Origin of the sequence: Cytophaga sp. (assembly GCF_051961495.1) — a bacterium.
Taxonomy (GTDB): Bacteria; Bacteroidota; Bacteroidia; order Cytophagales; family Cytophagaceae; genus Cytophaga.
The window spans coordinates 1-15,256 of sequence record NZ_JBQCDF010000089.1 but is presented as its reverse complement, the minus strand read 5'-3'; the positions used below and the strand labels follow the sequence as shown (position 1 = coordinate 15,256).

The 15,256-nt window shown below is 39.2% G+C and carries 12 protein-coding genes; 2 read left to right on the top strand and 10 right to left on the bottom strand.

Annotation, left to right across the window (positions count from 1 at the left end):
* Positions 1-28: 28 nt before the first annotated feature.
* Positions 29-4,144: an immunoglobulin domain-containing protein gene (locus ACTHJT_RS04040; protein WP_440236541.1), complete on the top strand. Its 4,116-nt coding sequence runs from the start codon at positions 29-31 to the stop codon at positions 4,142-4,144.
* Positions 4,145-4,217: 73 nt separating this feature from the next.
* Here ACTHJT_RS04040 and ACTHJT_RS04035 read toward each other — a convergent pair whose 3' ends face one another.
* The 5 genes from ACTHJT_RS04035 to gldC form a co-directional block, all read right to left on the bottom strand.
* Positions 4,218-4,859, bottom strand: a complete 642-nt coding sequence (locus ACTHJT_RS04035) for a TetR/AcrR family transcriptional regulator (RefSeq protein ID WP_440236539.1) — start codon at positions 4,857-4,859, stop codon at positions 4,218-4,220.
* A 52-nt stretch (positions 4,860-4,911) separates the two neighbouring features.
* Positions 4,912-8,082 carry an efflux RND transporter permease subunit gene (locus ACTHJT_RS04030; protein WP_440236537.1) on the bottom strand — a complete coding sequence of 1,057 codons (3,171 nt, stop codon included), beginning with the start codon at positions 8,080-8,082 and terminating at the stop codon, positions 4,912-4,914.
* A 13-nt stretch (positions 8,083-8,095) separates the two neighbouring features.
* Entirely contained in the window at positions 8,096-9,220 is a 1,125-nt protein-coding gene (locus ACTHJT_RS04025; protein WP_440236535.1) for an efflux RND transporter periplasmic adaptor subunit, read from the bottom strand.
* A gap of 35 nt (positions 9,221-9,255) precedes the next feature.
* On the bottom strand, positions 9,256-10,629 hold the full coding sequence (locus ACTHJT_RS04020) for a TolC family protein (RefSeq protein WP_440236533.1): 1,374 nt from the start codon (positions 10,627-10,629) through the stop codon (positions 9,256-9,258).
* Between the two features lie 234 nt (positions 10,630-10,863).
* Positions 10,864-11,199 (bottom strand): gliding motility protein GldC, encoded by a 336-nt coding sequence (gene gldC / locus ACTHJT_RS04015; protein ID WP_291276174.1) that lies wholly within the window; start codon positions 11,197-11,199, stop codon positions 10,864-10,866.
* 110 nt (positions 11,200-11,309) lie between these two features.
* On the opposite strand from gldC, the gene ACTHJT_RS04010 reads away from it, so the two are divergent.
* Positions 11,310-12,329 (top strand): endonuclease/exonuclease/phosphatase family protein, encoded by a 1,020-nt coding sequence (locus tag ACTHJT_RS04010; protein WP_440236531.1) that lies wholly within the window; start codon positions 11,310-11,312, stop codon positions 12,327-12,329.
* Position 12,330: 1 nt separating this feature from the next.
* On the opposite strand, the gene ACTHJT_RS04005 is transcribed toward ACTHJT_RS04010, so the two are convergent.
* The 5 genes from ACTHJT_RS04005 to ACTHJT_RS03985 form a co-directional block, all read right to left on the bottom strand.
* Complete coding sequence (locus tag ACTHJT_RS04005) at positions 12,331-13,257, bottom strand: bifunctional riboflavin kinase/FAD synthetase (protein ID WP_440236529.1); 927 nt, start codon at positions 13,255-13,257, stop codon at positions 12,331-12,333.
* Entirely contained in the window at positions 13,254-13,931 is a 678-nt protein-coding gene (gene truB, locus ACTHJT_RS04000) for a tRNA pseudouridine(55) synthase TruB (RefSeq protein ID WP_440236527.1), read from the bottom strand. The genes ACTHJT_RS04005 and truB overlap by 4 nt, the downstream gene beginning before the upstream one ends.
* Positions 13,932-13,963: 32 nt before the next feature.
* Positions 13,964-14,755, bottom strand: coding sequence for an undecaprenyl-diphosphate phosphatase (locus ACTHJT_RS03995; RefSeq protein WP_440236525.1), 792 nt, complete (start codon positions 14,753-14,755; stop codon positions 13,964-13,966).
* Between the two features lie 2 nt (positions 14,756-14,757).
* Positions 14,758-14,970, bottom strand: a complete 213-nt coding sequence (locus ACTHJT_RS03990; RefSeq protein WP_440236523.1) for a DUF3098 domain-containing protein — start codon at positions 14,968-14,970, stop codon at positions 14,758-14,760.
* A gap of 4 nt (positions 14,971-14,974) precedes the next feature.
* Positions 14,975-15,256: cell division protein FtsX (locus ACTHJT_RS03985; RefSeq protein WP_440236521.1), on the bottom strand; the 282-nt coding region annotated here is incomplete at its 5' end.

Here is a 15,256-nt window from a genome sequence, read left to right as displayed (position 1 = left end):
GGTTTCGGCAACAAGTTCAGCAATTGTTATGACAGTTAATCCTGCTGTAACTCCTTCTGTTTCTACTGTTGTTAGTCCAATAGGTACAATATGCGCAGGAATAAGTGTAACATTTACTGCTACGCCAACGAATGGTGGCTCTACACCAACATACCAGTGGAAAAAAGGTGGTGTTAACATTTCAGGCGAAACCAATGCTACGTATACAACGACTACTGCTGCAAATGGTGATAGTTATACAGTAACAATGACCAGTAACGCTACTTGTGCAAGTCCGGCTACTGCTACAAGTTCCGCAATCGTAATGACAGTTACTTCAACAGTAACACCTTCCGTTTCTATTATTGCTAGTCCGTCAGGTGCAATTTGCGCAGGAGCGAGCGTTACGTTTACGGCAACTCCAACCAATGGTGGTACAACCCCAACATACCAGTGGAAAAAGGGCGGTATTAATATTGCCGGTGCGACAAATTCGACTTACACAACGACTACTGCTGCAAATGGTGATAGTTATACTGTAACAATTACCAGCAATGCAAGCTGCGCGAGTCCGTTGACAGCGACAAGTAATGCAATAGTAATGACCGTGAATCCGATATTGACTCCGTCTGTATCAGCATCGGCAAATAATTCAACAATCTGCACAGGAACCAGTATAACATTTACTGCAACACCAACCAATGGCGGTCCAACACCTGGCTATAAGTGGAAATTAGGTTCTTCTTATATTGCAGGCGCTACCAATGCGACTTATGTAACTACAACAGCAGCTGATAATGATAGCTATTCTGTAGAAATGACCAGCAATGCGGCTTGTGCATCTACTACACCAGTAGTTTCAAATTCAGTAGTTATTACCATTACCGCATCGCCTACACCTTCAGTAGTAATTACTGCTACCCCTGGAAATTCGATTTGTACGGGTACAAGTACTACATTTACAACAGCTGTGTCCAATGGGGGAACTCCTACATATAAATGGAAAAAGGGGGCTTCTTATATTTCAGGAGCAACAAATGATACTTATACTTCAAGTTCCATAGCAAATGGTGATGTTTATTCTGTTGAAATTGTAAGTAGTTTAAGTTGTGTAACGACACCGAATGCTACTTCTAATTCTATTACAATGACAGTTAATACACCGGTTACTCCGTCAGTATCTATTACTTCTACGGGATCTACCATATGCGCCGGTGCCAGCGTATCGTTTACAGCTACACCTGTAAATGGAGGCACGCCAACGTATAAATGGAAATTGGGCAGCTCTTATATTACAGGGGCAACAAATGCGACATATACAACTACTTCAGCTGCTAATGGCGATAGCTATTCTGTTGAAATGACCAGTAGTGCTGTTTGTGCTACTCCGGCAATAGTTACTTCTTCCCCTATTGTGATGACGGTTAATCCTAATTTGACTACATCTGTTTCAATAACCGCAAACAATACTTCAGTTTGTGCAGGGACAAATATTATATTCACGGCAACACCAACCAATGGTGGAACAACACCTGCTTATAAGTGGAAATTGGGAAGCTCTTATATTACAGGGGCTACCAATGTAACCTTCTCAACTACTACCGCATCGAATAATGACAGTTATTCGGTTGAATTGACGAGTAATGCTGCTTGTGCAACACCGGTAACCGCCACATCAAATCCGGTTGTAGTGACCGTAAATACAGGTGTTACTCCAACCATTACGGCTACAGCCAGTGCTACAACAATTTGTGATGGTACAAGCATTACATTTACTTCTACGCAGACAGGAGGGGGTACTCCTACTTATAAATGGAAGCTTGGAAGTTCATATATTGCTGGTGAAACAAATTCGACATATACGACTACCACTGCGAATAATGGTGATGTGTATTCCGTAGAGATGTCAAGTACTGCAAGTTGTGCATCTCCCGGAACGGTTACATCTGCAGGTATTACAATTACTGTTAATCCAACGGTTGTTCCTTTTGCATCAATAACGGTAAGTAATACTACTATTTGTGCCGGTTCTAGCATAACATTTACAGCAGCACCTGTAAATGGCGGTACACCAACATATAAATGGAAGCTTGGAAGTTCATATATTACAGGAGCAACCGGTTCAACATATACAACTACTACTGCTGCAGACGGAGATGCGTATTCAGTCGAGATGGTAAGTAATGCAGCTTGTGCTTCACCAACTACTGTTACTTCAAACGCCATTGTCATTGATGTTAATCCTATATTAATACCATCTGTATCGATATCAGCGAACAATTCTTCAACCTGTTCCGGTTCTGCGATTGTTTTCACAGCTACACCAACTAATGGGGGATCAGCACCTAACTATAAGTGGAAATTAGGTAGCGCCTATATTGCAGGAGCTACGAATTCAACCTATACCACTACTACAGCGATGGATGGCGATAGCTATTCTGTTGAAATGATCAGTAATGCAACATGTGCTACAACAGCTGTTAAAACATCAAATAGTATTGTGATAACCATTACAACATCACCTAGTGCTTCGGTAGTTATTTCTGCAAATCCGGGTACTACTATTTGTGCGGGAACGCTATTGAAATTTACAGCTACTCCGGGCAATGGTGGTACTGCACCAACATATCAATGGAATTTAAATGGCTCTCCGGTTGCAGGAGAAACAAATTCAACCTATTCAAGTTCTGCTTTTGCAAATGGAGATAAGGTTAGTGTAAGCATGGTAAGTAATTCTTCATGTGTATCTGACCCGAATGCTTCTTCGGCTGAGACAACTATTGTTGTAAATCCTGTATTGACCCCATCTGTAAGTATAGTAGCTTCAGCTACTACCATTTGTGCCGGCGAAAGTGTAACATTTACAGCTACTCCTGTAAATGGCGGTACACCTACATATCAATGGAAAGCAGGATCTTCTAATTTATCCGGAGCAACAGAAGCAACATTTACATCTTCTGGATTTGTTAATGGAAATACAATTTCTGTAGAGATGACGAGTACAGCATTATGCGGATTGCCATCTACAGTTGCATCTAATCCAGTGACTATGGTTGTAAATCCGGTTGTAGTACCAACAGTTCATATTACCTCTTCGGCGACAGCGATTTGTCCGGGTGGTACAGTAACATTAACGGCAAGCCAAACAGGCGGAGGTACACCGACATATAAATGGAAACTAAATAATAATTATATTTCCGGTGCAACAACTTCCGCGTATTCAACAACGACTGCCGTGAATAATGACAGTTATACAGTGGAGATGACGAGCAGTGCAACATGCGCCACTCCCGCAACGTTAGAATCTAATCCTGTAGTTATCACTGTTAATACGCAAACAGTTATAACTCAGCAACCGGTCGATCAATCCGTTTGTACGCTTGGAAATACTGTCACCTTCAGTGTAACAGCTACCGGAGCAAATCTTACTTATCAATGGAAAAAAGGTAGTACAAACCTTTCAAACAATTCAATTTTCTCAGGAACACAAACGAAAAATTTAACAATCACCAACGTATCCGCCAGCGAACTGGCCCTGGATTATTCAGTTACAGTAACAGGCAGTTGCGGTGTTGCAGTATCTAATGCTGTAGCATTAAGCCAATCTACAACTCCTATTTCTATTGTTACTCAGCCGACAGCACAGACCGTGGTTACCGGCGGAACAATTTCTTTAACCGTTGCTGCAACAGGTCCTTCGCTTACATATCAATGGAAGAGAAATGGTATTGCTATTGCAAATGATTCAAGAATTTCAGGGACTAATACATCAAATCTGATTATTACAAATGCTCAGGTTTCTGATAATTATAATGATTATGTATGCATACTATCAAGTCCTTGCGCAACAACTGTAAATTCAACAGCAGTCCAGGTAACGGTTTCAAGTGCTACGTCAGTAAGTGTTGGCCAGGCACAAGGATTCAATGTTTATCCGAATCCAAACGCCGGAACCTTCTCATTAACCAATGACTATGCACCGTTTGAAGTAGAACAGATTGAAATTGTGTCTCTGGAAGGGGTAGTTGTTCTTACAAAATCTGTTTCAGGAAGAGTTGAATTGAATGAAGAGATTCTGGCGACAGAACTTGCTTCAGGTATGTATTTGCTGATCATTAAAGGCGAAGGGCACCAGGCATTGGTTAAAATCGCTATCGACAAATAAAATAGATTGAACAAATAAAAAGGCTCCAGTCGCAATAAGACTGGAGCCTTTTTATTTATAAATTAATTTTATATCAGCTGGCATCAGCAACAATTTCTTTTAAAAACATACCAGCTACTCTGCAGGATTTTTTATCAAGGTCTTCGTAATCGTTCATGTCAAATTCATTGATATCCTTGTATTTAAGCTTTACCAGCCGAACTCCCAATAATAAATGAACCAGAAATTCAGCATATTCATTTTTATTGATTCGCTTAAATTCTTTTGAAGTAATACCCGATTGTATAATCGTAGATACCATTTCCAATTCGATTTTGTTGAAACGTTCAAAAGCCTTATTATAAACAGGTTTGGAATTATAGAAGAAATCGGAGCGGAGTTTTGATAAGTTAAGGAGTTGCCTGAAAAACAAACTTCTTAGTTTTACATATTTTTTTAATTGCGTAGTTGCATCCATTCCTGAATGGATTACCTTATCCATTTCATCAAAAAAAACATTTTGTTCTTTGGTAATGACTGCTTCAAATAAAGTTTCTTTGTCCGGAAAATAATAATATAGAGATGCTTTTCCCATGCCTACGTCAGAGGCAATTTCATTCATTGTAGTTTTACATAATCCAAAATGAGCAAATCTTTTCTGAGCTGCGTTTACAATGATTTCTACTTTTCCGTCTTCGCTTTTATTTTTATAATCAGTCATGGCCTTATGGATCATGCAAATATAAGGAGTATTAGAAGATATCTAATACTCCTTATACGTGACATTGTTAGTGAGATGTTGTATTGTTTGCCTCTTCCTCGATTTTATTTGCCTTTAATTTATTTCTATATGCAATTTTGGTTATGATCACATATAATGCCGGCACAATAAAGATAGCAAGGCCGGTAGCAGCAAGCATCCCGCCAAATACGGTCCAGCCGATTGTTTGTCTGGATACAGCTCCGGCTCCGGATGCAAATACCAATGGTAATACGCCCAATATAAAGGCTAAAGATGTCATTAATATAGGCCGGAGACGCAATTGTACCGCTTCAACAGTCGCAGCAATAATTTCCATTCCTTTATCTACACGTTCTTTCGCAAATTCAACAATCAGAATTGCGTTTTTGGCAGCAAGGCCAATCAATGTAATCAAACCAATCTGTGCGTAAACGTTGTTACTCAGTTTTGGCAGGAAAAACAGCGTAAGGATCGCTCCAAATGCACCTAGCGGTACTGCTAACATAACAGAGAATGGTACAGACCAGCTTTCATACAAAGCAGCAAGGAACAGGAAGACAAATATGATCGAAAGTGCAAAGATGTATACTGCGCTTGAACCTGATTTGATTTCTTCTCTGCTTAAGCCTGAGAATTCGTATCCGTAACCTGCAGGTAAAACCTGTGCAGCAACTTCCTTAAGTGCATTAATGGCATCTCCGCTACTGTAGCCTGGTTTCGGAGTTCCATTAAATTCAGCAGAACGGAATAAATTATAATGTGAAATCAAAGGTGCATTTTCTACAGCTTCGTACGTAGCTAATGAACTTAATGGAATCATGTTTCCGCTTACGTTTCTGACATAATATTTATCCAGGTTTGTTACATCTTTACGGAACGTAGTATCTGCCTGGGCCACCACTCTGAAGTTTCGGCCATAAATAGAAAAGTCGTTTATGTACCGGCTGCCCATCAATGTCTGAATTGTACCAAATACGTCTGCAGTAGATACGCCCATGCGTTCACATTTCACACGGTCAACATTGATTTTATACCCCGGTGCTTTTGCAGTAAAGAATGTGAAAGCTCTTGCGATTTCCGGACGTTTATTGGCTTCCATCATAAACTGCTTCACAACTCTTTCAAAGTCTTTGATATCATCATTGCTTTGTTTCTGTTCAATCATAAAACTGAAACCAGAAGCAGTACCCATACCAGGAATTGGCGGGGGGGGAATTACAATGATATTCGCTTCTTTGATTGCTGCAAATTTTTTCTGGAATTGAGCTACAATAGAATCAATTTGCATGGATGGATCGGTACGCTGTGACCATGGTTTTAACTGGCAGAATAGCGTGCCACTGTTTGATTTGGAACTGAATGTAATTGCATTCAAACCACCCAAAGCAGCGAAGTGATTTACGGAAGGGTTCTCTTTAACAATCGTCATCATTTTTGATAATACATCTACTGTACGGCTTGTAGACGCCCCGTCCGGCAATTCAAACGTAATGATCAAACGACCTTCATCTTCAGTAGGTATAAAGCCTGTAGGTTTGCTTTTGAATAAACCAAAGGTTGCAACAAAGATGCATATCAGTATGATGAGAACAAAAGGAGCTTTGCGTATACAATATTGTACGGTTTTAGAATACGATGCCGTTACGCGTGCAAACCAAGTGTTGAATTTAAAGAAGAACTTATTCAAACCTTTTGAATTTTCATTTAGCTGCATTGGTCTCAATAACAGAGCACATAAAGCAGGTGTAAGAGACAACGCAACAAAAGCAGATAGTAATACTGACACTGCAATTGTTATAGCAAACTGTTGGTACAAGCGGCCAACGATACCCGGAATAAATCCAACGGGAATAAATACGGCTGCGAGGATAAGGGCAATCGCAATTACCGGACCGGATATATCCTTCATTGCTTTTATCGTAGCTTCTTTTGACGAAAGTTTTTCATGGTCAATATAATGCTGTGTCGCTTCTACAACAACAATGGCATCATCTACAACGATACCGATCGCTAAAACGAAACCGAATAGTGTAAGCGTGTTTACCGTAAATCCAAGTGGGATAAATAAGATGAATGTTCCGATAATGGAAACCGGAATTGCAAGGATTGGAATTAGTGTTGCTCTCCAGCTTTGTAAGAACAAGAACACAACGACAATTACAAGAAGAAGGGCTTCAACAAGTGTGTGAACAACTTCATTGATGGATACTTCAACCACTGATACTGATTCAAAAGGTACTACATATTCCACGTCAGCAGGGAAAGATTTTTTTAATTCTTCCATTGCCTTGTAGACACCTTCGGCTGTTTCAAGCGCATTGCTGCCTGGAGATTGATAAACTAATAAATACGAAGAACGTTTTCCGTCAACAAAGTTATTGCTTGAGTAATTGAATTTACCCAGTTCAACGCGGGCAACATCTTTTAAGTAAACGATTGATCCTTCGTCTGGTTTAGTACGAACAACAATGTTTTCAAAGTCAGTAACTTTTTCAAGCATACCATTCACCTGCACAGAATATTCAAACGCCTGGTCAGCTGTTTGTGGTGATGCACCAATAGAGCCTGCGGCTACCTGTACGTTCTGTTGCTGTAATTTTGCTACCACTTCATTTGCTGTCATTCCATATTGAGCAAGCTTATCCGGATTCATCCAGATACGCATACTGAAATTATCTGCACGTGTGAATATATCACCTACACCTTTTACACGAAGAAGCGCGTCTTTGATATAAATGTTGGTATAGTTGTCCATGAATTTTACATCATGCGTACCGTTAGGGGAGTACATAGCAACCAGCATTAAAATTGTCGGGTTTCTTTTACGTACTGTAAGACCTGTTTTCTTAACATCATCCGGAAGCTGCGGTGTAGCAACACTTACACGGTTCTGTACATCAAGCGTAGCAATATCAATATTGGTTCCTACATCAAACGTAACGTTCATGGTCATGGTACCATCACTTGTACTGTTTGTTTGCAGGAACGACATACCAGGGCTTCCGTTTACCTGTGATTCGATCGGCGTAGCAATTGTTCGTTCTACGGTTTGGGCATCTGCGCCCGCAAAGTTACCGGTTACCTGCACAATCGGCGGTGTAATATCCGGATACTGGCTGATTGGTAAATTCACTAATGTAAGTATACCAACCAGTGTGATTACGACCGAAATAACAATGGCTGTTACCGGACGTTTTATAAATATATCTGCAATCATATTGATTCGTTAATTATTTTTTAGAAGCATCAGTTTTCGGAGCGCCAACCTGTACCGCAACTCCGTCACGTAATTTTTGAATTCCTTCAATAACAATTTGTTCTCCGGGGGTTAAACCTTCCTGGATAACAATGTTTTTACCCACTACTTTTCCGATTTTTACTTTATGCTGTCTTGCAGTATCCTGCTCTACAACATACACAAAGTATTCACCCATCTGTTCGGTAATGGCCTTGTTCGGCACCACTATTACTTTGTTAGCATGTTTATTTTCTACACGAACGTTGCAGCTCATACCATCTTTCAATGCACGCTTAGGATTCGGGAATTCCAGACGGATCTTCAATGTACCCGTCTGCATATCTACTGCTCTGTCTAAGAATAAAATTTTACCGGGGTATGGATAGATGCTTTTATCTGAAAGTGCAATGGTAAACAGAGAATCTGTCTTAGATAATTTTCTTCCTTCCAATTCGGTAAAATGCGGAATTTCTTTTTCATTGATTACAAAGTCAATTGCAATCGGGTTGTTTGAAGAAACTGTATTTAATTTTGTTTGTCCGGCTGTAACAAAGGCACCTTTCTTAACCAATGAAATACCAATAGTTCCATCAAACGGAGCGTAGATAGTTGCATGTTGTAAATCAATCTGTGCACGTGTTAAATTGGCTTTGGCAGCTACTACCTGGCTTTGCGCTGTTTCAAGGTCTGCTTCTGAATATTCAAGACGTTGTTGAGTAGTCATGCCTTTTTCCCCTAATTGTTTGTAGCGTTCCGAATCTTTACGAGTTTTTTCCAGGTTGGCTTGTGCAATCTTTAAAGCAGCATCAGCGCTTGAATAAGCAGCCTGGTATTTACTTTGTTCAATCTCGTAAAGTTTCTGGCCTTTTTGTACCTGCTGTCCATCCTGAAAATAGATTTCCGTAATGAAGCCGCTTACTTCGCAATTCAGGTCAACATTGTTTAATGCGACAACGTTGCCCGGGTATACATCATAATAAACCGGATCTTTAAGCTCAACTGTATCCGTTACTACTGAAGCTGCAGGAGGCATTGCATTTTGATTTGCCCCTCCGCATGAAGCAATAAAAAGTAGGATTAAGAATCCATAAATGCTCTGTTGTATTTTGTTATTCATAAGTGTATATGTTAAATTCTTAATTGTATTATTTATTATTTAATAATAGCGCCTATAGCTTTTTCGTAATCGGCTCTTGAAACAAGTGCTACATATATGGCACGGTAATAATTTGTCTGGGCTTCAATCAAGTCTGCCTCTGCTGTTGTTACTTCAACATTCAAGGCTATTCCTGCTTCATATTCTGCACGCAGTACATTTAAGTTTTGCTGGGCAAGCTCAAGGTTTTCTTTTTGGATATTAAAGGACTGAACACTGTTGTATAAATTAATGACAGCCCGGTCTACTTCAAGGTTGATTTCCTGTTTGAGAGCATTCATGTTATTCTCTGTAATTCGTTGTTGAATTTGTTTTTGCTGTACCCGGTAATTCACAGCAAAGCCTGAGAATACAGGTACCTGCAAGCGCAGACCTACAGTGGAATAATCGTACCAACGGGAAGATTGTGTCAGATCTGTAAAATTGGTTGCACCCGGATTGTATCCAAACGATCCGATTGCAAGCAATCTCGGGTAGTGGCCTGCTTTAGCATTTTTTAATGCATAAGCGTTATATTTCTGCTGACTCTCAATAATTGAATATTCTATACGATCAGAATAGTTGATCTTTCTATCAGGTTGATTTAAGATCTGCTGAATATCTGAAAGCATGCCTGGATATAAACTGTCAGTTAATATTAATGGGTTGCTTTCGGCCAGGTTCAATTGATATCTTAATACAGATCTGCTCAGTGCTACCGTGCGGATAATTTCCTGTTGCTGCTCACGTACATTATTTAAACTTACAAGCGTACGGCTTACGTCCAGGTTCCTTGCAAGACCTGATTCGTAACGGGCTACTGTTTCCTGGTACATAGAATCCAGACTTGCTAAATTTGATTCAACTGCCTGTAATTGTTTTTCATTTACAAGTACACTGTAGTAAGCTTTCGTAATATTTACCGATACATCAATTTTGTTTTTGATGATATTCTTTTCGGAAATTTCCTGGTTCGCAGTTGCTGCGCCCTGAGCCGAGAAGTAGGATTGATCGAATAATACCTGTGAACCGGTGATATTTGGCGTAAAGGTATTTTTTAATCCTAACTGGAAAGCTGTTGGCGTTCCGATTGGCACAGTAGGATCATATTTTAATCCGGCGCCGTTTTCAGTAATGTTTTTCTGAACATGAAAACTGTGGATCAAGTCTGCCTGGGCTGTGACCTGTGGAAGTAAGGCGGCTCTTACTTCTCCTTTTTGTGCGTCTGTGAGTTCGTTTTGAAGATTTGCGGTTTTTACGTTGAAGTTTTCTACCATGCCATAATCAATCGCCTCTTTCAATGAAAAGCTTGTTGGTTCTGGTTTTTGCTGTTGCGCTCTAACTGTGGTATACAGCAGTATAAGCAGGAAAAACATACTTATTTTTTTCATATAGTATTGAAATTTATTAATGCAAGGGTGGGCAATAATTCTGCACCAATGCCGGATTGTAAATTAAAATTAGTAAACTTTTCGACTATTTATATAAAATAGTCGAAAAGTTTATGTTAAAGAAATGTGAATTGGATTCTATAATTATTAAGTATAAATATTCTAGTAATGTAGCTGGTTTAAAAAATCACAGAAAAAAAATAAACCTCTTATTTAAGTAAGAGGTTTATTGAATTATTGTTTGGCATTTTCCTTCACGTGGATTACAAGTTTTTTACACAGTTCACGAATCATTTCAGCCATTTTAATATCTCCGGTTGCATTTTCAATGGAGTCTGCCATACCGCCAATGCCTTCAATAGCGAAACGTTTCATTTCTTCTACCGGCATTTCCTTTGTCCATATATTTATTTGCATGGTGTTCATTTGTGTATGATCCCATAAAGATAAAGCGATGGCATCTGTTGGTAAAGGCTTGTCTGAAGGGCCGTCTGTGGCTTCCCAGACAATCTTTTCCGGTATATTTTTATCGTCTAATTGTACGCTGAATTTTATTTCTGAATTTTTCATGTTATTAATAATATTTACGCTAATTTCCTTATCATTTGTCGTTAAAACAAATCTGTAAATTGTAAATTATCTCCAGGCCGCATTTGAGCCCATAAAAATCAATAAAGTGTATGAATATCAATACAATAGTTTCGGTCTTATGTTTGTTGGCTGTTATTTCATGTTCATACCAGGCCGAAACGGCCAGTAAATCCAGTACTGGAAGTGGGCCGGGTTGCAGGGTTGCTTTTTATAACACTGAAAACTTATTTGACATCATAGATGATGAGCATGTGAATGATAATGATTTTTTACCTGAAGGGAAACTACACTGGACAGCAGAACGCTACGAAAAAAAACTTGACAACATAAAACAGGTTATTCATGGGTTAAATGAATTCAATTCACTGGCTTTGCTTGGTATGAGTGAAGTTGAAAATAAAGAGGTGTTAATGGATTTGTTGAAGACGGATTCCCTGTTCAAAATTATACATTACAATTCTTCAGATAAAAGAGGGATAGACGTTTGTTTAATTTATAATGAAAGGTTTTTTCAACCACTTCAATCATACTTATCTTATTTTAAACAGGGTGAAGATCCTGAATTGTTTTTACGGGAAGTATTGGTTGTGAAAGGCGTTCTATTTTCTGATACCGTACATGTCCTGGTAAACCACTGGCCGTCGCGCAGGGAAGGGGAGCAAAAAACCGAACATAAGCGGATTGCAGCAGCCATGCTTACGCAGGAGATTATTGATTCTATCCATGCAGTCAGCAAGTCGGATAATATTATCGTGATGGGCGATTTTAATGATCAGCCTTCAGATGAAAGTATGTCGGTTATGCTGAAATTAAAATCATCGAAACAGAGTTCTTCTGCTGATTTGATAAATCCTTTTAAAGAGCTGCAGGATGCTGGTGAGGGTACATGCAGGTTTAAAAGAGATTGGTTTTTATTTGACCAGGTATTGATCAGCAGTTGCATGACAAACAAAAAAGGACTTCGGTTTACTGAAGCTGCGATTTATGATCCGGATTGGTTGTATTATAAAGAGGATTTGAATTCAGGACCTTTCCGCACATACTTAGGAGAAAGATACTACGGTGGTTACAGCGATCATTTTCCGGTCTATATAGAACTGAAGAAGTAAATCATAAAATTGCCCGTGCGTCAATTTCATCTTGTTTCAGTTGTTCAATCAATGCATCTATACCATTGAATTTTACTTCCGGACGCATGTAGGTAAGTAATTCCAGGCGCACGGTTTTTCCGTAGATGTCCTGTGAAAAATCGAATATATGTACTTCAATGGTTCTGCGCAGGTCATTTGTAACTGTGGGGCGTACACCAATATTCAGCATACCTTTGTAACGTTCGCCTTCAATATATACATATACGGCATATACACCGTTTTTAGGAATCAGCTTATCCTGGTCTTCAATAAAAATATTAGCCGTAGGAAAACCAATGGTTCTACCCAATTTATTTCCCTCAATAACAAAGCCTCTTAACAGATAAGAATAACCAAGATTTTGATTGGCGAGCTTACTGTCGCCGTGTAATAGCGCCTGGCGGATCAGGGTTGAAGAGATGGCTAGTGATTCGATTTCCTGTTTCGGAATTTCTACAGGCTCAATATTAAAGCGCTCTTTGTTGGCATTTAAATAATCAATACTGCCTTCTCTGTCATGACCGAACCGGTGATCATAGCCCAATACCAGATAGCGGGTACCGATGCTTTTAATGAGAATATTTTCAATAAAAGCATCAGCAGTAAGTTTTGAAAATTCTTCGTTAAAATTCAGGATCAGTAAGTGATCGATATGGAAGGTATCCAGCAAATGTATTTTTTCTTCAAGAGTATTTAACAGGGCTATAGGCTCAGCATCTTTTTTTAATACCAGTCTTGGATGCGGCCAGAAAGTAATTAATACGCTTTCACCGTTTACCAGGCTGCTTAATTCTGTGAGACGGTTTAATATTTTTTTATGACCTATATGTACACCATCAAAAGCTCCTATTGTAACAACGGCTTTGCTGAGTGGTTTGAATTCTTTGATATCTCTGTAGATTTTCATTTTGAAGAAAATTGCGTCTCAAATTGTTCTGGTGTAACAGCATTTGCTACAGAATAATTTCCTATGCGTTCTCTTCTGAGTGCATGTAAGTGTGCACCGCAGTGTAATGCCTTGCCAAAGTCATTCGCAATGGTGCGGATGTAGGTACCTTTGCTGCAGACAATATTAAAAAATACCAGCGGCAATTCTATTTTCGTGATGCGGAATTCCTTGATAAAAACCTGTCTGGATTTAAGTACAACCTCATTGCCTTTGCGGGCTTCATCATAAGCCCGCTTGCCATCAACCTTAACAGCAGAGTGTATCGGCGGTGTTTGTGTGATGGTTCCCAGAAATTGTTTAACTGTTTGTCGAATCTGTGTTTCAGTGATACCTGAAATATCCTGGTGATTTTCAAGTTCTGTTTCCAGATCATACGAAGCGGTTGTTGCTCCTAAAGATATAGCACCGGAGTATTCTTTTTCATCGGCCATTAAAGATTCAATGGTCTTTGTTTTTTTTCCGGTACAAACAATCAGCAGGCCGGTAGCCAATGGATCCAGCGTTCCTGCGTGGCCTACTTTTTTCATTTTTAAAACTCTGCGAACCTTTTTTACAACATCAAAGGAGGTCCAGTGATAAGGTTTATCCAGGCAAAGTACCAGATCAGGTTGCGGTATTTCGGTCGCAGACATATTCTTTGTAATGTGCAAATAGAAGAGATGGATTACATTACAGCTAAATCTACATGCATCAGCAGTAAGATTAGCAGTAATGCCCCAAGTGCTATTCTGTAATAACCGAATGCCTTGAATCCGTACTTAGTAAGAATAGTAATAAAGAATTTGATGGCAATCATAGCCACGATGAATGCTACGATGTTTCCTAAAAGCAGTAATGGAATTTTATCTGTAGATTCTAAAATCAAATCTTTTTCATCATATAAACTTTTAACTGTTGCTGCAAACATCGTTGGAACAGCAAGAAAGAAAGAAAATTCAGCGGCAGCTTTACGGGTAAGTTTTTGAGTCAGGCCTCCAATGATTGTTGCTGCAGAGCGGGAAACACCCGGCACCATGGCAAGACACTGGAAACAGCCGATCAAAAAGCCTGTTCTGTATGAAACTTCTTCAGTACCTTCTGTTTCATTTTTCTCAAACCACTTGTCAATAAATAATAATACAATTCCGCCAAGCAGCAGTGTTGTGGCAACAACCCATACATTTTCAAGCAATGCATCAATATGTTTTTTTAATAAAAGTCCTACAATAGCTGTTGGAATAAAGGCTACGAAGAGCTTGAAATAAAAATCAAAGTTCTTGAAGAATCTTTTAAAATATAATACTACTACAGAGAGAATAGCTCCGAATTGAATCGCTACTTCAAACACTTTGGTAAATGGGTCGTTTTTAATCCCCATTATGGCCGAAGTGATGATCATGTGCCCGGTAGAAGATATGGGCAAAAACTCTGTTATTCCTTCTACAATTGCAAGGATAATGGATTCAAGCCAGGTCATGCTTATGCTTTCTTCTTTGGTGTGTAAAAGATAGCATATACTTCTACAATCAGGCCTGCTAATACCATCATCGGGCCCACAGTAAGACCTTTTGATCCAAAGCCATAAAGTTCAGTATCGGCTGACATGATGAAATAACCAATAACCATTAATAAAACTCCGGCAGCCATGATGATGTAGTTCATGCTTCCAAAAACCAATTTTTGCTTTTCCATATTGTTAATATAATTCGTCTAGTGGTAAGAACATGTATTTACGTACTGAAAGGAAAGAACTGATCAAACCCAGCAAGGCACCAGTTACAATCAGTAGCGCATATAATATATATGTTTTTTCAGGTACGTATATTTTCTGTAGGTCTTCAATGGCAATGAAGGCATAATTTTGCAGGCCAAACAATAAACCAGACGCTAAAACCCCTGCAATACCGCCTTGGAGCATGGCTCTGTATATAAAGGGTTTTTGAATGAAAAATGGCCTTGCCCCCACCAGCTGCATGCT

Excerpts from the sequence above, each read along its gene's own strand:
- ACTHJT_RS04040 (WP_440236541.1), top strand. The coding sequence starts at position 29 with ATGACAGTTAATCCTGCTGTAACTCCTTCTGTTTCTACTGTTGTTAGT.
- ACTHJT_RS04035 (WP_440236539.1), bottom strand. The coding sequence starts at position 4,859 with ATGATCCATAAGGCCATGACTGATTATAAAAATAAAAGCGAAGACGGA.
- ACTHJT_RS04030 (WP_440236537.1), bottom strand. The coding sequence starts at position 8,082 with ATGATTGCAGATATATTTATAAAACGTCCGGTAACAGCCATTGTTATT.
- ACTHJT_RS04025 (WP_440236535.1), bottom strand. The coding sequence starts at position 9,220 with ATGAATAACAAAATACAACAGAGCATTTATGGATTCTTAATCCTACTT.
- ACTHJT_RS04020 (WP_440236533.1), bottom strand. The coding sequence starts at position 10,629 with ATGAAAAAAATAAGTATGTTTTTCCTGCTTATACTGCTGTATACCACA.
- gldC (WP_291276174.1), bottom strand. The coding sequence starts at position 11,199 with ATGAAAAATTCAGAAATAAAATTCAGCGTACAATTAGACGATAAAAAT.
- ACTHJT_RS04010 (WP_440236531.1), top strand. The coding sequence starts at position 11,310 with ATGAATATCAATACAATAGTTTCGGTCTTATGTTTGTTGGCTGTTATT.
- ACTHJT_RS04005 (WP_440236529.1), bottom strand. The coding sequence starts at position 13,257 with ATGAAAATCTACAGAGATATCAAAGAATTCAAACCACTCAGCAAAGCC.
- truB (WP_440236527.1), bottom strand. The coding sequence starts at position 13,931 with ATGTCTGCGACCGAAATACCGCAACCTGATCTGGTACTTTGCCTGGAT.
- ACTHJT_RS03995 (WP_440236525.1), bottom strand. The coding sequence starts at position 14,755 with ATGACCTGGCTTGAATCCATTATCCTTGCAATTGTAGAAGGAATAACA.
- ACTHJT_RS03990 (WP_440236523.1), bottom strand. The coding sequence starts at position 14,970 with ATGGAAAAGCAAAAATTGGTTTTTGGAAGCATGAACTACATCATCATG.